This window comes from Pseudomonas wadenswilerensis, assembly GCF_024749185.1.
Lineage (GTDB): Bacteria > Pseudomonadota > Gammaproteobacteria > Pseudomonadales > Pseudomonadaceae > Aquipseudomonas > Aquipseudomonas wadenswilerensis.
The window spans coordinates 3,814,705-3,833,885 of sequence record NZ_CP087191.1 but is presented as its reverse complement, the minus strand read 5'-3'; the positions used below and the strand labels follow the sequence as shown (position 1 = coordinate 3,833,885).

The 19,181-nt window shown below is 62.6% G+C and carries 20 protein-coding genes and 1 pseudogene; 5 read left to right on the top strand and 16 right to left on the bottom strand.

Going from position 1 to position 19,181, the window contains the following annotated elements; translation table 11 throughout:
* The first annotated feature begins 12 nt into the window (after positions 1-12).
* A complete protein-coding gene (locus LOY45_RS17530) occupies positions 13-1,209 on the top strand; it encodes an HlyD/EmrA/EmrK family protein (RefSeq protein ID WP_115086201.1) in 1,197 nt (398 codons plus the stop codon).
* On the top strand, positions 1,206-2,738 hold the full coding sequence (locus LOY45_RS17525) for a DHA2 family efflux MFS transporter permease subunit (protein ID WP_233674666.1): 1,533 nt from the start codon (positions 1,206-1,208) through the stop codon (positions 2,736-2,738). Before LOY45_RS17530 ends, LOY45_RS17525 begins: the two co-directional genes overlap by 4 nt.
* Before the next feature lie 101 nt (positions 2,739-2,839).
* On the opposite strand, the gene lpxH is transcribed toward LOY45_RS17525, so the two are convergent.
* Together lpxH and LOY45_RS17515 are read right to left on the bottom strand one after the other, a co-directional pair.
* A complete protein-coding gene (lpxH, locus tag LOY45_RS17520) occupies positions 2,840-3,562 on the bottom strand; it encodes a UDP-2,3-diacylglucosamine diphosphatase (RefSeq protein ID WP_036996340.1) in 723 nt (240 codons plus the stop codon).
* Entirely contained in the window at positions 3,559-4,062 is a 504-nt protein-coding gene (locus LOY45_RS17515; RefSeq protein WP_115086203.1) for a peptidylprolyl isomerase, read from the bottom strand. Before LOY45_RS17515 ends, lpxH begins: the two co-directional genes overlap by 4 nt.
* Before the next feature lie 237 nt (positions 4,063-4,299).
* Here LOY45_RS17515 and LOY45_RS17510 point away from each other — a divergent pair, with 237 nt between their 5' ends.
* Positions 4,300-6,003: a glutamine--tRNA ligase/YqeY domain fusion protein gene (locus LOY45_RS17510; RefSeq protein WP_115086204.1), complete on the top strand. Its 1,704-nt coding sequence runs from the start codon at positions 4,300-4,302 to the stop codon at positions 6,001-6,003.
* Positions 6,004-6,012: 9 nt separating this feature from the next.
* A complete protein-coding gene (cysS, locus tag LOY45_RS17505) occupies positions 6,013-7,395 on the top strand; it encodes a cysteine--tRNA ligase (protein WP_258578104.1) in 1,383 nt (460 codons plus the stop codon).
* A 75-nt stretch (positions 7,396-7,470) separates the two neighbouring features.
* Here the strand turns inward: cysS and LOY45_RS17500 are convergent, their stop codons facing one another.
* The 3 genes from LOY45_RS17500 to LOY45_RS17490 all read right to left on the bottom strand — a co-directional run bounded on the left by LOY45_RS17500 (position 7,471) and on the right by LOY45_RS17490 (position 10,704).
* Positions 7,471-8,859: a sensor histidine kinase gene (locus LOY45_RS17500; protein WP_134061995.1), complete on the bottom strand. Its 1,389-nt coding sequence runs from the start codon at positions 8,857-8,859 to the stop codon at positions 7,471-7,473.
* Positions 8,837-9,517, bottom strand: a complete 681-nt coding sequence (locus LOY45_RS17495; protein WP_115086207.1) for a response regulator transcription factor — start codon at positions 9,515-9,517, stop codon at positions 8,837-8,839. Before LOY45_RS17495 ends, LOY45_RS17500 begins: the two co-directional genes overlap by 23 nt.
* Positions 9,518-9,684: 167 nt before the next feature.
* The gene (locus tag LOY45_RS17490) at positions 9,685-10,704 is read right to left on the bottom strand and encodes a branched-chain amino acid aminotransferase (protein ID WP_115086208.1); all 1,020 of its coding nucleotides are present in this window, start codon (positions 10,702-10,704) and stop codon (positions 9,685-9,687) included.
* Positions 10,705-11,052: 348 nt separating this feature from the next.
* Here LOY45_RS17490 and LOY45_RS17485 point away from each other — a divergent pair, with 348 nt between their 5' ends.
* Positions 11,053-11,589, top strand: coding sequence for a cysteine hydrolase family protein (locus tag LOY45_RS17485; protein WP_115086209.1), 537 nt, complete (start codon positions 11,053-11,055; stop codon positions 11,587-11,589).
* Here LOY45_RS17485 and LOY45_RS17480 read toward each other — a convergent pair.
* The 11 genes and pseudogenes from LOY45_RS17480 to LOY45_RS17430 form a co-directional block, all read right to left on the bottom strand.
* Complete coding sequence (locus LOY45_RS17480) at positions 11,566-13,173, bottom strand: ABC-F family ATP-binding cassette domain-containing protein (protein ID WP_115086210.1); 1,608 nt, start codon at positions 13,171-13,173, stop codon at positions 11,566-11,568. The genes LOY45_RS17485 and LOY45_RS17480 overlap by 24 nt on opposite strands.
* A 414-nt stretch (positions 13,174-13,587) precedes the next feature.
* Positions 13,588-13,836, bottom strand: a complete 249-nt coding sequence (locus LOY45_RS17475; RefSeq protein ID WP_115086212.1) for a hypothetical protein — start codon at positions 13,834-13,836, stop codon at positions 13,588-13,590.
* A 66-nt stretch (positions 13,837-13,902) separates the two neighbouring features.
* Entirely contained in the window at positions 13,903-14,145 is a 243-nt protein-coding gene (locus tag LOY45_RS17470) for a hypothetical protein (protein WP_148708526.1), read from the bottom strand.
* Between the two features lie 14 nt (positions 14,146-14,159).
* Positions 14,160-14,405: a hypothetical protein gene (locus tag LOY45_RS17465; RefSeq protein WP_115086213.1), complete on the bottom strand. Its 246-nt coding sequence runs from the start codon at positions 14,403-14,405 to the stop codon at positions 14,160-14,162.
* A gap of 6 nt (positions 14,406-14,411) precedes the next feature.
* Positions 14,412-14,930 carry a hypothetical protein gene (locus tag LOY45_RS17460; protein ID WP_258578103.1) on the bottom strand — a complete coding sequence of 173 codons (519 nt, stop codon included), beginning with the start codon at positions 14,928-14,930 and terminating at the stop codon, positions 14,412-14,414.
* A 115-nt stretch (positions 14,931-15,045) separates the two neighbouring features.
* Complete coding sequence (locus LOY45_RS17455; RefSeq protein ID WP_115086214.1) at positions 15,046-15,288, bottom strand: hypothetical protein; 243 nt, start codon at positions 15,286-15,288, stop codon at positions 15,046-15,048.
* Positions 15,289-15,300: 12 nt separating this feature from the next.
* Positions 15,301-15,780: a hypothetical protein gene (locus LOY45_RS17450; protein ID WP_115086215.1), complete on the bottom strand. Its 480-nt coding sequence runs from the start codon at positions 15,778-15,780 to the stop codon at positions 15,301-15,303.
* An 81-nt stretch (positions 15,781-15,861) separates the two neighbouring features.
* Positions 15,862-16,362: a GNAT family N-acetyltransferase gene (locus LOY45_RS17445; RefSeq protein WP_233674668.1), complete on the bottom strand. Its 501-nt coding sequence runs from the start codon at positions 16,360-16,362 to the stop codon at positions 15,862-15,864.
* A 27-nt stretch (positions 16,363-16,389) separates the two neighbouring features.
* Positions 16,390-16,950 (bottom strand): annotated as a pseudogene (locus LOY45_RS17440) (HD domain-containing protein); the annotation flags it as partial.
* Between the two features lie 85 nt (positions 16,951-17,035).
* Positions 17,036-17,593 carry a helix-turn-helix domain-containing protein gene (locus tag LOY45_RS17435; protein WP_134062013.1) on the bottom strand — a complete coding sequence of 186 codons (558 nt, stop codon included), beginning with the start codon at positions 17,591-17,593 and terminating at the stop codon, positions 17,036-17,038.
* A 187-nt stretch (positions 17,594-17,780) separates the two neighbouring features.
* Positions 17,781-19,169 carry a hypothetical protein gene (locus tag LOY45_RS17430; protein WP_115086217.1) on the bottom strand — a complete coding sequence of 463 codons (1,389 nt, stop codon included), beginning with the start codon at positions 19,167-19,169 and terminating at the stop codon, positions 17,781-17,783.
* Positions 19,170-19,181 lie beyond the last annotated feature (12 nt).

Below are 19,181 nucleotides of genomic sequence, written 5' to 3'. Positions count from 1 at the left end.
AAGGAATTAGCAATGGCCACTACTTCTTCTGCGGATGACACCACGCAGGACCTCGACAACCAGCGCAAGCGCAAGACCTGGCTGCTGGCCCTTGCGCTGCTGATCGTCGTCGCTGGCGGCGCGGTCTGGGCCTGGCACGAGCTCTACGGGCGCTGGAGCGAAGAGACCGACGATGCCTATGTAAACGGCAACGTGGTGGAAATCACTCCGCTGGTTACCGGCACCGTAGTCAGCATCGGCGCTGACGATGGCGACCTGGTCCACGAAGGCCAGGTGCTGCTCGAATTCGACCCCAGCGATGCCGAGGTCGGCCTGCAGGCCGCCGAAGCCAAGTTGGCCCGCGCCGTACGCCAGGTGCGCGGCTTGTACAGCAATGTCGACGGCATGAAAGCCCAGGTGGCGGCGCGTCAGGCCGAGCTGAGCAAGGCCCAGGAAAACTTCAATCGACGCAAGACCCTCGCCGCCGGCGGGGCCATCTCCCAGGAGGAGCTGTCCCACGCCCGTGACGACCTGTCATCGGCGCAGAGTGCGCTGAGCAATGCCAGGCAGCAACTCAACACCACTACCGCGCTGGTCGATGACACCGTGGTGTCGTCGCACCCCGAGGTGATGGCCGCTGCCGCTGAACTGCGCCAGGCCTATCTGAACAACGCCCGCACCACCCTGGTGGCGCCGGTCACGGGCTACGTGGCCAAGCGCACCGTGCAACTGGGCCAGCGCCTGCAGCCGGGCACCGCGACCATGGCGGTGATCCCCCTGGACCAGCTGTGGATCGACGCCAACTTCAAGGAAACCCAGCTGCGCAACATGCGCATTGGCCAGCCTGTGGATATTGTTGCCGACCTGTACGGCAGCGACGTCAAGTACAGCGGCACCATCGACAGCCTCGGCGCCGGTACCGGCAGCGCCTTCGCCCTGCTGCCGGCGCAGAACGCCACCGGCAACTGGATCAAGATCGTCCAGCGGGTGCCGGTGCGCATCCATATCAATGCCGAACAACTGGCCAAGCACCCGCTGCGCATCGGCCTGTCGACCCAGGTCGAAGTCGACCTGCACGACCAGAGCGGCCCGGTCCTGGCCCAGCAGCCGCCGCAGAAGGCTTCGTTCGCCACCCAGGTGTACGACCGTCAGCTGGTCGAGGCCGATACCCTGATCAGCAAGCTGATCCATGACAACAGTGCAGGCTCTAGCAAGACGGCGCAGCGATGAGCGGCAATCAGGCTTCCTTTACACCGCCGAGCCTGTTGCTGACCACCATCGGCCTGTCGCTGGCGACCTTTATGCAGGTGCTCGACACCACCATCGCCAACGTGGCGTTGCCGACCATTTCCGGCAACCTCGGCGTGAGTTCGGAGCAGGGCACCTGGGTCATCACCTCGTTTGCGGTGAGCAATGCCATTGCCTTGCCGCTGACCGGCTGGCTGAGCCGGCGCTTCGGTGAGGTCAAGCTGTTCATCTGGGCCACGCTGCTGTTCGTGCTGGCCTCGTTCCTGTGCGGCATCGCCCAGTCGATGCCTGAGCTGGTCGGCTTTCGCGTGCTCCAGGGGATTGTTGCCGGGCCTCTTTATCCGATGACCCAGACCCTGCTGATCGCGGTCTATCCGCCGGCGAAACGTGGCATGGCACTCGCGCTATTGGCGATGGTCACGGTGGTGGCGCCGATTGCCGGGCCGATTCTCGGTGGCTGGATCACCGACAGCTACAGCTGGCCGTGGATTTTCTTCATCAACGTGCCGATCGGCCTGTTCGCGGCTGTCGTGGTGCGCCAGCAGATGCGCAGCCGCCCGGTCAGCACCAGCCGTCAGCCGATGGACTATATCGGCCTGTTGAGCCTGATCATCGGCGTCGGGGCCTTGCAGATCGTGCTGGACAAGGGCAATGACCTGGACTGGTTCGAGTCGAATTTCATCGTCATCGGCAGCCTGATCTCGGTGGTGTTCCTGGCGGTGTTCATCATCTGGGAACTGACCGACAAGCACCCGGTGGTCAACCTGCGCCTGTTCGTGCACCGCAACTTTCGCATCGGCACCATCGTGCTGGTCGGCGGTTATGCCGGGTTCTTCGGCATCAACCTGATCCTGCCGCAGTGGCTGCAGACGCAGATGGGCTACACCGCCACCTGGGCGGGCCTGGCGGTGGCGCCGATCGGCCTGTTGCCGGTGCTGATGTCGCCGTTTGTCGGCAAGTACGCGCACAAGTTCGACCTGCGCTTGCTGGCGGGGCTGGCATTCCTGGCGATTGGCACCAGTTGCTTCATGCGCGCCGGCTTTACCAACGAAGTCGACTTTCAGCACATCGCCCTGGTGCAGTTGTTCATGGGTATCGGCGTGGCGCTGTTCTTCATGCCGACCCTGAGCATCCTGCTTTCCGACCTGCCGCCGCAGCAGATTGCCGATGGCTCGGGGCTGGCGACTTTCCTGCGGACCCTGGGCGGCAGTTTTGCCGCGTCGCTGACTACCTGGATCTGGATTCGCCGGGCGGACCAGCATCATGCCTACCTCAGCGAGAACATCAGCACCTTTGATCCGGCCACCCGTGAGGCGCTGAACCAGCTGGGCGGGGCGAACGGGCAGTCGTATGCGCAGCTGGAGCGAATGCTCAGCAGTCAGGCGTACATGATGTCGACGGTGGATTACTTCACCCTGATGGGCTGGATTTTCGCTGGCCTGGTTCTGCTGGTATGGCTGGCCAAGCCGCCGTTCGCGGCCAAGGCCGGGCCGGCGTCGGCGGGGCATTGAAGTAAAAGCATCGCCGGCAAGGCCGGCTCCCACAGGAACTGTATGCACAGGCCCCTTGTGGGAGCTGGCCTTGCCAGCGATAAGGCCCGCAGGGCCTTCAATCAGGGAAAAGCAAAAGGCTGCAACTGAAACCCTTGCTCATCCACCTGCAACGCCCAGCCTTGCCGGTCCCAATCTCCCAGCACGATACGCCGCGCCGGTTGATCGCCGACCACCAGCTTGTGAATCGCCGGGCGATGGGTATGGCCATGCACCAGGGTGCGCACGCCGAACTGCTGCATGATCCGCGGCACTTCCTCCGCGGTCACATCGACAATGTCGTTGGCCTTCATCCGCGTCTGCGCTCGGCTTTCGCTGCGCAGCTTGCGCGCAAGCTTCTGGCGGGTGCTCAGCGGCAGGTGCCGGAGAATCCACAGGCTCAGCGGATTGCGCAGGTAACGGCGCATTTTCATGTAGGCCAGGTCGCGGGTGCACAGGCTGTCGCCGTGCATCAGCAACACCGGCTCACCGCCCATCTCGACCACGCTGGGGTCAGCCAGCAGGGTGCAGCCCGCGGCCTTGCAAAAGGCCTGGCCAAGCAGGAAGTCGCGGTTACCGTGCATCAGGAAGACCTGCGTGCCGCTGTCGCTCAAGGCGCGCAGGGCTTGGCAAATCGAAGTCTGGAAGGGCGTCATGGCGTCGTCGCCGATCCACGCCTCGAAGAAATCACCGAGGATGTACAGCGCCTCGGCGTGCCGCGCACGACCGTCGAGCAGATCAACAAACGCCCGGGTAATGTCCGGGCGTTCTTCTTGCAGGTGCAGATCAGAGATCAGCAGTATCACTCAATGATCTCGGCTTTCTCGATGATCACGTCGTCCTTCGGCACGTCCTGGTGACCGGACTTGGAACCGGTGGCAACGGCTTTGATCTTGTCGACAACGTCGGTGCCTTCGGTAACTTTACCGAACACTGCATAGCCCCAACCCTGCACGTTCTTGCCGCTGTGGTTGAGGAAGCTGTTGTCGGCGACGTTGATGAAGAACTGTGCCGAAGCCGAATGCGGCTCCATGGTGCGGGCCATGGCAATGGTGTACTTGTCGTTGCTCAGACCGTTGTCGGCTTCGTTCTGGATGCTTGGACGCTTGTCTTTCTTCTCTTTCATGCCTGGCTCGAAACCGCCGCCCTGGATCATGAAGTTACCAATGACGCGGTGGAATACAGTGTTGCTGTAGTGGCCAGCGTTAACGTATTCGATGAAGTTGGCCACGGTGATCGGGGCTTTCTCGGCGTTCAGTTCGATGACGATGTCGCCGTGATTGGTAGTCAATTTGACTTGGGTCATGCTCAAATTCTCGCTATTCAAGGCATTGGAAAATAGTTCGCGCAGTATCGCGATACACACCTGACGCACAGTCTACAGCCCGCGATACGTGGTTCGCGGCAGTTTTTTTGCATTCGCCGGCGAATATCGCGCCAGTTTGTCGGCGCGATGCTGTCGGCAGCTCGACCGCTTCGGCTATGATAAGCGCTTTGATTCAGTCGGCCTACCCAGGCCGTGCACCCCGTATTCAAGGATCCTATGAGCAAGCCCACTGCCGACACCGCTCCCAACGCCGCTGCCAAAGGCGCTCCCGCCATCCCTGCGAACTTCCTGCGTCCGATCGTGCAGGCAGACCTGGACTCGGGCAAGCACAGCAGCATCGTCACCCGTTTCCCGCCAGAGCCCAACGGTTACCTGCACATCGGCCATGCCAAGTCGATCTGCGTGAACTTCGGCCTGGCCCAGGAATTCGGCGGGGCCTGTCACCTGCGTTTCGATGACACCAACCCGGCCAAAGAGGACCAGGAGTACATCGACGCGATCCAGAGCGACATCAAGTGGCTGGGCTTCGAGTGGACCGGCCCGGTGCGCTACGCTTCGCAATACTTCGACCAGCTGCACGACTGGGCGGTCGAGCTGATCAAGGCCGGCAAGGCCTATGTTTGCGACCTGACCCCGGAACAGGCCAAGGAATACCGTGGCAACCTGACCACGCCTGGCAAGAACAGCCCGTTCCGCGAGCGTTCGGTTGACGAGAACCTCGACCTGTTCGCGCGCATGAAAGCCGGCGAGTTCAAGGACGGCGAGCGCGTGCTGCGGGCCAAGATCGACATGGCCTCGCCGAACATGAACCTGCGCGACCCGATCCTCTACCGCATCCGTCATGCCCACCATCACCAGACCGGTGACGCGTGGTGCATCTATCCGAACTACGACTTCACCCACGGTCAGTCGGACGCCATCGAAGGCATCACCCACTCGATCTGCACCCTCGAATTCGAAGGCCATCGCCCGCTGTACGAATGGTTCCTCGACAACCTGCCGGTGCCGGCCAAGCCGCGCCAGTACGAGTTCAGCCGCCTGAACCTGAACTACACCATCACCAGCAAGCGCAAGCTCAAGCAACTGGTCGACGAGCAGCACGTCAACGGCTGGGACGACCCGCGCATGTCGACCCTGTCGGGCTTCCGCCGCCGTGGTTACACCCCGGCGTCGATCCGCAACTTCTGCGAAATGGTCGGCACCAACCGCTCCGACGGCGTGGTCGACATGTCGATGCTCGAATTCAGCATCCGTGACGACCTCGACCGCACTGCGCCACGCGCCATGTGCGTGCTGCGCCCGCTGAAAGTGGTCATTACCAACTACCCTGAAGGCCAGGTCGAGAACCTCGAACTGCCGCGCCACCCGAAAGAAGACATGGGCGTGCGCGCGCTGCCATTCGCCCGCGAGATCTACATCGACCGCGACGACTTCATGGAAGAGCCGCCAAAGGGCTACAAGCGCCTGGAGCCGGCCGGTGAAGTGCGCCTGCGCGGCAGCTACGTGATCCGCGCCGACGAGGCGATCAAGGACGCCGACGGCAACATCGTCGAGCTGCGCTGCTCGTACGACCCGGACACCCTGGGCAAGAACCCCGAGGGCCGCAAGGTCAAGGGCGTGATCCACTGGGTGCCGGCCGACGCCAGCGTCGAATGCGAAGTGCGTCTGTACGACCGCCTGTTCCGCTCGGCCAACCCCGAGAAGACCGAAGATGGCGGCAACTTCCTTGACAACATCAATCCTGATTCGCTGCAGGTGCTGACCGGTTGTCGTGCGGAACCTTCCCTGGGCCAGGCCCAGCCAGAAGACCGCTTCCAGTTCGAGCGCGAAGGCTACTTCAGCGCCGACCTGAAAGACTCCCAGCCGGGTCGCCCGGTGTTCAACCGCACCGTGACCCTGCGCGATTCGTGGGGCAGCTAAGGAACTCTTGTGCTTACCATCTACAACACGCTCAGCAAGACCAAGGAAGTCTTCAAACCGCTTGAAGGCAACAAGGTACGGATGTACGTCTGCGGCATGACCGTCTACGACTTCTGCCACCTGGGCCACGGGCGCAGCATGGTCGCCTTCGACCTGGTGACCCGCTGGCTGCGTTACAGCGGCTACGACCTGACCTACGTGCGCAACATCACCGACATCGATGACAAGATCATCAACCGGGCCAACGAGAACGGCGAATCCTTCGACGCCCTGACCGCCCGCATGATCGACGCGATGCACGAAGACGAGCGCCGCCTGAACATCCTGCCGCCGGACCAGGAGCCGCGTGCCACCGACCATATCGCCGGCATGCACGCGATGATCCAGACCCTGATCGACAAAGGGTATGCCTACGCGCCGGGCAACGGCGACGTGTACTACCGGGTCGGCAAGTTCGTCGGCTACGGCAAGCTGTCGCGCAAGAAGATCGAAGACCTGCGCATCGGTGCCCGCATCGAGGTCGACGAAGCCAAGCAGGACCCGCTCGACTTCGTCCTCTGGAAGGGCGTCAAGCCGGGCGAGCCGAGCTGGGAGTCGCCCTGGGGTCCGGGCCGTCCGGGCTGGCACATCGAGTGCTCGGTGATGTCCACCTGCTGCCTGGGCGAGAGCTTCGACATCCACGGCGGTGGCAACGACCTGGAGTTCCCGCACCACGAGAACGAAATCGCCCAGAGCGAGGCCGCGACCGGCAAGCAGTACGCCAACTCGTGGATGCACTGCGGCATGATTCGCATCAATGGCGAGAAGATGTCCAAGTCCTTGAACAACTTCTTCACCATTCGCGACGTGCTCGACAAGTATCACCCGGAGGTGGTGCGCTACCTGCTGGTGTCGAGCCACTACCGCAGCTCGATCAACTACTCCGAAGACAGCCTGCGTGAGTCCAAGGGTGCCTTGGAGCGTTTCTACCACGCCCTGCGCGGCCTGCCGCGAGTGGCGGCCAAGGGTGGCGAAGAGTACGTCGAGCGCTTCACGGCGGCGATGAACGACGATTTCGGCACCCCCGAAGCCTGCGCCGTGCTGTTCGACCTGGTGCGCGAGATCAACCGCCTGCGCGAGAGCGATCCACAGGCCGCTGCTGGCCTGGCTGGCCGTCTGCGTGAGCTGGGTGATCTGCTGGGTGTACTGCAACTGGAAGCTGATGACTTCCTGCGTGCCGGTGCCGAAGGCAAGGTCGATGCTGCCGAGGTTGAAGCCCTGATCCAGGCGCGCCTGCAAGCGCGTGCCGACAAGAACTGGGCCGAGTCCGACCGCATCCGCGACCAGCTGACCGCCATGGGCGTGGTGCTGGAAGACGGCAAGGGCGGCACGACCTGGCGCTTGGCTGACTAAGCAATCGCGGGGCAAGCCCGCTCCCACAGAAGACTGCAATCCTCTGTGGGAGCGGGCTTGCCCCGCGATGAGCCCCTAACTCACGACACCCGTCCTGCAGTGCAACACCAGTTTCGCCCCACCCAGCTCACTCCCTCCCACCTCCAGCTCAAAGCCATGCAGGTCGACGATCGCCGCAACGATCGACAACCCCAGCCCGAACCCCGGGTGGCGCTGGCCTTCCTCGCTGCGATAAAAGCGCTTCAACACCGCCCCACGCTCGTTCTCGGGAATCCCCGGGCCGCTGTCGTGCACCTCGATATGCACACCCTTGGCATCGCTCAGCGCCCGCATCAGCACCTGGCCCTGCTCTGGCGTGAACTTGATGGCATTGCCCACCAGGTTGGCCAGTGCCTCGAACAGCAGCTCGCGGTCGCCATGCAGCGCCGGTAGCTGTTCGGGCATCTCCAGGGTCAGGTCGATCTCGCCGTCTTCGGCCAGGGGCAGGTAGAAGTCATGCAGTTCCTGCAGCAGCCCGTGGGGGTCAAGCTCGACGAAGCCTGCACGGCGCTGGCGGTCTTCCAGTTCACTGATGCGCAGCAAGCCGCGAAAACGCGCCATCAAGGTGTCGGTTTCGCCAATCGCCTGCTCCAGCGCTTCGGCCTGCGGCGAGTCATCGCCGGCCTGCTGGCGAATGCGGTAGAGCTGGGCGCGCAGGCGGGTCAGCGGGGTACGCAGGTCGTGGGCGATGTTGTCGCACACGCCTTTGACTTCATGCATCAGGCGCTCGATGCGATCGAGCATGGCGTTGACGATGGCCGCCAGCATGTCCAGTTCGTCGCGCCGCGCCGACAGCGGCAGGCGCCGGGTCAGGTCGCCGGCAACGATCTGCTCGGCGCTGGCCTGGATCGCGCGGATACGCTTGAGCGGCCTGCGGCGCAGCAGGTACCAGCCGGCGATGCCGGGGATGATGGTCAGCGACAGGCCCCAGAGCAGCGCGTGGAGGATGATCCGGGTGACCACGAACAGCGAGCCGTTGTCGCGCACCAGCAGCAGCCAGCGGCCATCGCGGACCTTGATCGCCACCGCATCGCAGCTGTCGCGGGGCAGGTGCGGGTCGTCGGCGTCCAGGCAACGGCTCAGTTCATGAATCTTGCCATCCAGGCCCAGCTCGGGCGGCACCTGGCGGATCTGCCCGCCGAGCGGATTGAACTGCCCGTCGAACAGGCCATAGGCATCGAAACTGCGCTCCTCAAAGGCCTGGCTGGCAATCAATGCATCATCGAGCTGCTTGCCGCTCATGTGCGCGAACAGGTGCTGGCGCTGCAGCAAGGAATGGCGGGTGAGCTTGTTCAGGTAGCCCGAGACCTCGAAGTACAGCACCCCCATGAGGATGCTGCTCCAGGCCACGAACAGGAAGCTGTACAGCGCCAGCAGGCGGCTGGTGGACGAGCTCCAGCCCTTAGACGGGTTCGGCAATGGCATAGCCCGAGCCCCGCACGGTGCGAATCAGCGGAGTCTGGCCAGCGGCGTCGATCTTCTTGCGCAAGCGTCCGATGTGCACGTCGATCAGGTTGGTGCCCGGGTCGAAGTGATAGCCCCAGACCTCCTCGAAAATCATCATCCGGGTAATCACCTGACCGGCATGACGCATGAGGAATTCCAGCAGCTTGTACTCGGTGGGCAGCAGGTTGAGGGTCTGCTCGCCGCGCTTGGCCTCGTGGCTGATCAGGTCCAGTTCAAGGTCGGCGACTTGCAGGCGGGTCTGTGCCAGGGGCACGCTGTTACGCCGCAGCAGCACCTCGACGCGGGCGGCCATTTCATCGGAGGCGAACGGTTTGGTCAGGTAGTCATCACCGCCGGCGCGCAGGCCGCGGACCCGTTCGTCGACATCCGACAGGGCGCTGATCATCAGGATTGGCGTGGCGATCTTCAGGGTGCGCAGGGTCGTGACGATGGTCAGGCCGTCGACCTCCGGGAGCATCCGGTCCAGGGTGATCAGGTCGTAGCCGCCGGCAATGGCCTTGGCCAGGCCTTCACGGCCGTTGTCGGCCCATTCCACTTCCAGGCCATGGCTGGAAAGTTCGGCGACGATTTCCTGGGCGGTGACAGCGTCGTCTTCGATAGTCAGTACGCGGGGCATGCTTTTACCTGGGCGGCGGGTAGAGACTTGATTGTGCCAAAGAATAGGCGGTGCCCGGGTTAAAGAAAAATTCATCTAGGAGAGGGACCACAATGGGCCGGCCTGCACCGACCCCTGTGGGAGCCGGCGTTGCCGGCGATGGGCCGCAACGCGGCCCCTGTTGCAGGTCAGGCGACTTTCACAACCCAGCCCGCCGGGCCTTCGATGTCGCCGCTCTGGATGCCGGTCAGCTCGTTGTAGAGCTTCTGGGTGACCGGGCCGACTTCGCTTTCGCTGTAGAACACGTGCAGCTTGTCGCCGTACTGGATGCCGCCGATCGGGGTGATCACCGCGGCGGTACCGCAGGCGCCAGCCTCGACGAAGCGGTCCAGGTTGTTGATCAGCACGTCGCCTTCGATGACCTTCAGGCCCAGGCGCGATTGCGCCAGTTCCATCAGCGACAGGCGGGTGATGCCCGGCAGCACGGAAGCGGACTTCGGCGTGATGAACTCGTTGTTGGCGGTGATACCAAAGAAGTTGGCCGAGCCGACTTCCTCGATCTTGGTGTGGGTCAGCGGGTCAAGGTAGATGCAGTCGGCAAAGCCGGCTTGCTTGGCCTTGTAGCCCGGTTGCAGGCTGGCCGCGTAGTTGCCGCCCACCTTGGCAGCGCCGGTGCCTTGTGGCGCGGCGCGGTCGTAGTCGGAGATCAGGAACTTGTGCGGGGTCATGCCGCCCTTGAAGTACGAGCCGACCGGGATGGCGAAGATCGAGAAGATGAACTCCGGCGCGGTCCGCACGCCAATGTTGTCACCCACGCCGATGACGAACGGTCGCAGGTACAGCGCACCCTTGCCGTACGGCGGAATGAAACGCTCGTTGGCCTTGACCACCTGCTTGCAGGCGTCGATGAACTGTTCGGTCGGCACCTGCGGCATCAGCAGGCGGTCGCAGCTGCGCTGCATGCGCAGGGCGTTCTGGTCCGGGCGGAACAGGTTGATCGAGCCGTCCTTGCAGCGGTAGGCTTTCATCCCCTCGAAGCATTGCTGGCCATAATGCAGCGCGGTCGAGCCTTCGCTGATGTGCAGCTGGTTGTCTTCGGTCAGGGTGCCCTTGTCCCACTCGCCGTTACGGAAATAGGACAGGTAGCGCTTGTCGGTCTTGATGTAGTCGAAGCCCAGCTTGTCCCAGTTAATGCTTTCGTTACTCATGGCACCCTCGATTCGGTTGCAGATGCCTGCTCTGGCAGGCGGTTCTTATTGCGCACTTGGCCACGATAATACATCCCGTGCAGATCGGGAACGCCCAGTCATAGATTGGACCTTGGTCGCAGGGAAAATCTTTGCCGCTGCCTGGCGCGACAGGCATTGACCGTTCCACAGTCCGGGCGCATTATCGAAGCATGAAGCTTTGCCTGCTGACCTCGTCGCGTACCACTACCACCGCTATACGCGGGGCGGGTACGGCTGCTTAACCTTAGGCAGCAGGTAAACCAAGGCCCCGCCAGCAATGGACGGGGCCTTGTCTTTTCTCCGTCCGGGCTGGCCAATCACGGAGAGATGAAGATGCACGCAAAACGCGCACTGCTGGTCCTGGATATGCAGGTGGGTTTGTTCCATGGCCCCGAACAGCCCTGGCAGGGTGAGCAGGTGTTGAACAGGGTCAACACCCTGATCGCTGCCGCCCACGCCGCCCACGCCCCCGTTTTTGCGGTTCGCCACACCGGCCCCGAGGGGTCGCCAATTGCCGCAGGCAGCCCCGCGTGGCAACTGTTGCCCGCGCTGGCGGTCGATCCTGCACGCGACATCGTGTTCGACAAGGCCCGCCCCAGCGCCTTCTTTGCCACGTCGCTGGCGGACCAGTTACGAGAGGCCGCCATTGATGAGCTGGTCATCGTCGGCCTCAAGACCCAGTACTGCGTCGACACCAACTGCCGGGTTGCCCGTGAACTGGGCTTCAACGTGGTACTGGTCAGCGATGCCCACACCTGCATGGACACGCCCGGCTTGCCGGCCGAGGCGATCATCGCCCACCACAACCTGACCCTGGGCGGCGCCTTTACCAGCCTGCAATCAACGGCGGATGTGCAGTTCTGAGCCTTCGCCCAACTGCAGGTAGCCGTCCAGCGCCAGTTGCTGCATGAACACCCGGTCATGGGACGCCACCAGCAAGGTCCCGCGATACTGGCGCAGCATGGCTTCCAGGGCGGCGAGGGAGGGCAGGTCGAGGTGGTTGCTCGGCTCGTCGAGCAATAACAACTGGACCGGGGTGTCGCGGTACAGCACCCCGGCCAGTGTTGCCTTGAGCCGTTCGCCGCCGCTGAGCACGCCGCTGGGCAAGGTGACGCGCTCAGCGCCCAGGCCCAGTTGCGCCAGGCGGGTGCGCAGGAGGCTCTCATCCGGATTGCCGGTGGCGCTGCGCAGGTAATCGAGCACCGATTGTTCGGCGGGCAGCAGGCTGCAGTGCTGGTCGAGCAAGGCGGCTTCCCCGCGTACCTCACACTGGCCTGCGGCTGGTGCCAATTGACTCGCCAGCACCTTGAGCAAGGTTGATTTGCCGCTGCCATTGGCACCGCTCAGGCCCACGCGTTCACCGCTGTACAGGCGGGCATTGAGCGGGCCTTGGCGGGCGAAGGGCAACTGCAGGTCCGTGAGCACCACCACCTGGCTGCCAATCGGCTGCTGTGGCGCGGGCGCATGGATCACGATCGGGCTGCAAGTTTCAACCTGCTGTGCAGCGTCGCGCACCTGTGCGTTCAGGGCCTGGCGCGCCACCTGATGGTCACGTTGCTGCTTGCCGGCGGTGCTCTCGCTGCGCTCCTGCTTGCGGTCGAGGAGGATCTTCGCCTGATTGGCCGAGCGCGCCGCCTTGCTGGCCCGCGACTGCTGGCGCTCCAGGCGCTCGCGCTGTTGTTGCAGTTCGCGGGCCTGGCGTTGGCGTTCGAGCTTGAGGCGTTCGAGCGTGCGTTCGGCCTGCCCGGTCTGCTCGACTTTACGCTCGGCATAGAAGCTGTAATTGCCGCCGTAGCTGCTCAGGCCCAGGGGCGAGAGTTCGACGATGCGCTCCATGCGTTCAAGCAGTGCGCGGTCATGGCTGATCACCAGCAGGCCCTTGTTCCAGCCCTCGAGCAGGGTCATCAGTGTCTCGCGGCTGGCGGCGTCCAGATGGTTGCTGGGTTCGTCGAGGATCAGGTAATCGGCATCACCGATAAAGGCCCCGAGCAGCGCCACGCGCATGGCCTGGCCGCCGCTCAGAACAGCTGCGCGGTGCTCCCAGCTCAGTTGCGCCAGACCATGCTGATCAAGCTGCGCCTGCAGGCGTTCGCGGACGTCCCAGCGCTCGCCGACGGTATCGAAGTCGGCGGCTTGGCTGCTGCCGGCCTCGATGCGCAGCAGGGCATCGACCACCTCGCGCACCTGGGCCAGATCTGCCACCGTGGTATTGGCAGCGGTGGGATGCTGACCCACATAGTGCACCCGGCCGCCGCGCAGGCAGCGTCCTTCGCTGGGCTGCAACCGCCCGGCCAATATCTGCGCCAGCAGCGACTTGCCCACGCCATTGCGCCCGACCAGGCCGGTGCGGCGCTGGTCGAACGTCTCGACAAGATCGGAAAACAACAACCTGCCATCCGGCAAGGCCAGGGTGACGCTGTCCAGCGTCAGGATCGACGTATTCGTCATGGAATGCTCCATAAAATGCCCGCGACGTCCCCCGGGAAAGGGGCTGAAGACTGGCCGTCGCAAAGACGGCGGCATTAATGGCGCATTGGACGAATACCTCGGGGAGATGGGTGAAGGGGACAGCTTAGGGCGCAGAGCGCTGCAGGTAAAGAACCATTCAGTCCAGGTGGTCAAACCTGCGGCGCCTGAAGAATAAACTGGAGCCGGAACTCAAGATGAGCAATGACACTAGCCAGATGTCCAGCCCGTACCAGTACTTGTCAGGAAAGGCGAAGAGACCATAAGTACCGGCCCCCCAAAGCGAAATCCCCAGCCACTTTCTGACCGGGTAGGGTTTCAGGCAGTGGTCTACCACTGACATCAGGATCATTACGTAGCACAGTTGTGTAATTGCAGACATGGCGTATGCCCTGCTCAGGCCCAGAGGTCGGGATTGAATCGGTGACGTCTGAAGAACAGCTCCAGCCCGCCGACAACGGCAAAGAGTGAAACGAGGTGCAAGTCAAAGCCAAGCCAATGGCTTTCGGTCAACGTTAATCTGCCCAGCAAGCCGCCACCCAGGAACGTCAGGCCGAGCCATTTTCGCGGCCTGTACGGCTTGATCAGACGATCTATCAGGATGAAAAACGCCAGGACGAGGAAGAGTTGATTGGACTCTGACATGGTCTTTTCAGCCTTGACTCTCGTAGATGGAGAAGATGGCAAAGGCCCCAACTAGAAAATATTCACTCATTCGTCAGGTTGAAACTTGCGGCGTCCGATGATCAGCGTCGTGCCTGCGCAGAATACGAGCAAAGGCACTAGGAACAGATCCCTAGCCTCCCAATAGGTGCCACCTGGTTTAAACAGTAAAGTGATGCCGGCAGCGCATAGGGAAAGTCCTAGCCATTTACGAATTAAATAGGGTTTCAGGCAGTGATCCAGAAATGCGATCAGGATCAACGCGTAACATAGTTGCGTAACTTCAGACATGATGTGTGCTCTGCTCAGGCATCCTCTTCGTGGCGGTTGCGCCTGAAGAACAACTCAAGGCCTCCGACAATTGAAAAAAGCGAAACCAGATACAGGTCAAAACCGCCCCAGTAACTTTTTTCGCTCAGCGTGACTCTACCCAGCAGACCTCCCAGCAAGAACGTTAAACTTAGCCATTTTCGTAGTTTGGAGGGTTTGAGCAGGCGCTCAATCAGTGCGAAGAAGACGAAGGCGATAAAAAATTGACCGAATTCCGACATGTGTTTTCAGCCTTGATTCTTGATGATCGTCGAAACGCTTGACTGCTGAGTGCCGGTGCCGCCACTGACAGATGCCTGGATACTGATGATTACGTCACCAGCGTGGTGAGTCGGGAGTCTGCGCTTAGCCAAGTAAGCGGTTATTGCAGTAACGGCTGTTCCGACGATCGCCTTTGTAAGCAGGCCGACAGGCCCCCCTGCAGTGCTGCCGACAGTACCGGAAGTATATGTTCTCTGGTCGTTCAACTTATCGGCTTGACGCCGATTAAGCGGCTGGGAAATAGCGACTTTCATCTCACAGACACGCTTGCCGGCCTGCATTCTGTCGTAGAGCGCCACCAGCATTGTATTGACTTGGTAGTGCGCTCCCTTCGCCTCGCTGATATACAACTCGCGCAGCCGTGCGCGATCATCCGGCATGACCACGAGTTGCGAAACGTGGAAAACGATGCCGAAGTTTCCGGCGTACTCATAGGTTTTTTCGATCTGCACAACAACCTTCCCTGTGTAATGCAGACGCGCCACGCGCACCTCATCGACATGCAGGGAAAGATGCCCAAATCAACTTCGGGCGTATGTCGTACTACTCCGACATGAAGGTAGGACCGATCCCAAATTAGCGATCAGCCCTTACAAAGCCTCAGCCAACCTGCTCAAACCGACGGCGCTTGAGGAACAGTCCGACCCCCAGGGCAACGGCGAAGATCGACAGCAACCCCAGGTCCGCCCCCAGCAGGCGGGTCTGGCTCGCCGCTACGCAGCCGACCGCACCCACCGCCACCAGCGCGACCCCCAGCCACTTGCGCAGCGGGTAGGGCTTGAGAAAGCGATCGAGCAAAAAGAACAGCACCAGGGCCAAAACCAGCTGGGTAATCTCGGACATGTGCGGCTCCACTCAGGTCTTGATGATCAGGGTCGAGATAGTGCTCTGCGGGCCGATGCCGCCGTTGACCCGCGCTTCAATGCTGACCAGCACGTCGCCGGCATGGTAGGTGGGCAGGATTTCGTTGGCGTACATGCGCACACCGGCGCCTACAGGCACACCGACATAAGGGGAGGCGACGGAACTGGTGGCGCCGGCGAAGGCCGAGGCGGCGAGGTTGGCGATCTTGGTGCGCTGGGCGTTAAGCACGTCGCCCTGCTGGCGGGTCAGCGGCTTGGAGATGCCGATCATCATGGTGCACGGCAGGTTCTTGGCCAGCATCTTGTCGTAGACCTCGACAACCTTGCTGTTAACCTCGTAGTGGGCGCTTTTCGCTTCGCCAAAATGCAGCTCGCGCAGGCGCCCGCGTTCGCTGTCGGTGAGGGTGATCTGCGAGACGTTGAAGACGATCCCGTGTTGGCCCATGTATTGGAAAGTCCCTTCGAACTTCATTGCACGCATCCTTTCGAGGCAAAGGCGGCGATTTTGTACAAGGTTCGCCGCGTGTGCAAATCATTCCGTCGGCAGTTGTGATCAACTCGTGGCTTCGAAAGCCGGGTGATAGCTGACCTGGGCCTGTGGCCACCGGCTGGTGTAGCTCCGGGCCTGGAAATACTCGGGCGGTACACCGGGCAATACCAGCTCCGGGCGCACAACAAAGCCGAAGCGCCCGTAGTAGCCAGGATCGCCCAGTACCACGCAGCCGGCAGCGCCCAACGCTTGCAGGGCCTGCAGCGCCGCGTGCATCAACTGGCTGCCGATGCCCTGGCCGTGGCGCTCGGGCGCCACCGAGATCGGGCCCAGGCCATACCAGCCGGTAGAACCGTCGGACAGGCTCACCGGCGACAAGGCCACATGGCCGATGATGTGCCCGGCCTCTTCGGCCACCAGCGACACCGACAACTGCCCGGCGCGGCGCAGGGCGTTGACGATGAAATGCTCTGTGTGGCTCGAGTGTGGCGCGTGCGCAAAGGCGGCAGCGGTCAGTAGTTCGATGGCCGGGCAGTCGGCCAGGGTTTCGGGGCGCAGGATCATGGCGTTCTCGGGGTTTGAACCAGTATTGGCGACAAGGCGGCGGGTGTCTTCGTCAATCAGCGCGCGCAGGTTCTGGAAGAGTGGGCTGGCGTTGGTGTATTTGCGACCGTAACCCAGATTGAAGGCGTAGTCGAAGTCGCTCGGGTTATCGCCCTGGGTGTGTTGCAGCAGGGTCTCCAGCTTGTCGAGGGCCTTGACTGCAAGGGCTTCCTCGCTGCTGGCATGCTCGTACTCTTCCCATAAGGCGAGGATTTCGGCTTGTATTGGAGCATCCAGTGAACGGGTCAGCTCCAGCAGGTCGGCGCGCTCCTGTTCGCTCTTATCCGGGTGGTCAGCCTGGCTGACCGCGGGGATGTCGCCGTGCAGGGCTTCGCCCAGGTCGTGAATGACGCAGAGCTTGAGCACCTTGAGCATATCCAGCGCGGGCAACTGGTCGGCGAAGACGATGGCCATCAGGCACAGGCGCCAGCTGTGTTCGGCGGTGCTTTCCGGGCGGCCACTGGAGGTATGGGCGCTGCGCAATACATCCTTGAGTTTCTCGGCCTCGCGCAGGAATGCCAGGCGGCCCGTGAGGGTGGTGCTACTCATGGGGTTGTCGATCCAGGTGGTGGGCATGGGGCAAAGCCTAGGAGGGCGAGGGCCAAACGTCCATGGATAAAGAATCCGTGGGGTATCAGAGGGTTTCCACCAGCCGCGCGGCGCTGCCGTCGGAGAGGGTGATGCGGGTCCAGCGGCACAGGCTCTGGGTGATGGGGACGAGCGCCGAGTCATTGCAGCCGCTGGCGAATTCCAGCGCTGGCGGGGCGAGTACCTCGCGCCAGCCGAGACTGTCGAGGGCCGCCTCCTTGCTGATGATTTCTGCGCTGCAATAGCGCCACAGCGAACGACCGAGCAGCTCGCTCAACGGGATGCTGAACTGCGCGGCGCGGGCCGGGGAGCAGGCCAGCAAGCGGTGGCTGAGGTCGCAGACCAGGTGCACGGGGCGTGGGCTGTCGTTGACCAGGCGGGCCAGGGCCTGTTCGGCAGGGGCGTCAAGGCGCGCGGCGAGCCGGGATTCGATCAGCGCGCGTTCGTTGGGCTCGATGGCCTGGCTGCCATTTTCCCAGCGCGAGACAGTCGATTGCGCCACGCCGAACAGCTGTGCGGCATGCGCTTGCTTGATGCGGTGCAGCAGGCGCCAGCGACGCAGGGCGACGCCGAGCTGAGCGGGTTGTAGCGGGGTATCGTGCATGGGCGAAGTTTGCCAGCCAAAGCGTGGGGGCTGCAAATCGGGGGGACAGCCTGCTTGACTGAGTCGCCTGGTTTGCGACCGCTTCGCGGTCGATCGCTGGCAAGCCAGCTCCCACAGGCAATGGTGCATGCCGACCCAATGTGGGAGCCGGCTTGCCGGCGATGGGCCGCGTCAGCGGCCCCAGGGTTCACTTCACCGTCTGCAGGCGCAGATCATTGTAGTAGAAGGTATTCTTGTCGATGCTGGCGCTGAAGAAGTAGCCGTAGTCTTCCAGGTAGAACAGGTGGTTGACGCGTTTATCCTCGTCACCCTGCACGCTGCAGTCCAGCGCCTTGGCGCTGCCGCTCAAGCTGGCGTTGAGGGTGCTGGCCGGCAGTTGCTGTTGCACCGTGCACTCGGTGATCTTCAGGTCCTTGCCGTACTGGCCGATCACGTTGTTGTTGGTCGCACCTTGCTGTGAATAGCTGAGCTTGCTGCCCACCGCCATGGTCTTCCAGTCTCCCTTGAAGCTCAGACTGGTCAGCGCGCTGCTTTCGCTCATGCCGGTGAAGTCGGTCTTGCTCACCAGCGGGATCAATCCGCGCCAGGTGATCTTTTGCGCCTCATAGCCCTTGCCGCGCAGGATCACCATCAGTTGCTGGCTATTGGCATCAACCGACAGGAACTGCTCCTCGCGCATGGGCGAGGTCTTGCCTTTTATGGTCGAGGTGCCGACGGCATCCAGGTACGTGAGCGGTTGCGCCGGCTTGGGCAGTTGCAGGCGCTCGAGGGCGACCATCACCGACGGGCTGACCGGCGGCAACACAGCCGTGACGATCGGTGCCTTGAAGCGCGGGCTGAATGGCGCCAGTTGCGCGACTTTATCCGGCGTGGCGCAGGCCAGGGCGAACAGCGCCTGGTAGTCGGCGTTGCTGTCGGCCACAGGCTCGGGCTTGGGCAGTGACGGGACCATGCCGTCGGTGACCCGGTTGTTGGCATCGACATCGTAGCCGGCCAGCAGGGTGTAGGTACCGGCGCTGCAGTTGAAGCGATGATGCTCACGCTTTTGCGCGTAGGGCGCGTTGTATGGCAGGTCGAGGAGGATGCTCGGCTGGTCGAAGGCGGCCCACAGGCTGACGTCGTTGCCCATCTTGTTGATGCTGTTGCGGTCGACCAGCACCCATGGCTCGCCATCTTCACCTTTAAGCTTGCGCCAGTCGGGCTTTGCTTGAGTCTTGCAGGCCCCGGCGAAGCTCGGGTTGTTCAGCAGGATGGCATGGAAGCGATCAGGCATCGGCTGCGGCGGGGCGTAGCCGCTGGGGTTCTTGAAGTAGGCGCGCTGGTCGGCGTCCAGGTACATGATCGCCACGTTCGGCTCAACGCAGGAGGCTTCGAGCTGGAAGCTGCGATCAGTCAAGCCGTTGTTGGCCGGTACGTTAACCTGGAAACTCAGCACATCGCCTTCACGAAACAGGCTGTAGGTCGACAGCGGCTGGGCGAGCATGGTGCCGATGTACTGGTCGAGGCTTTCCTTGGAGGGCGTCGCGCAGCCGGCGAGGGCGGCGGCGGACAGGGCGGTGAGGATCAGGCGTTGCACAACAGTCTCCGG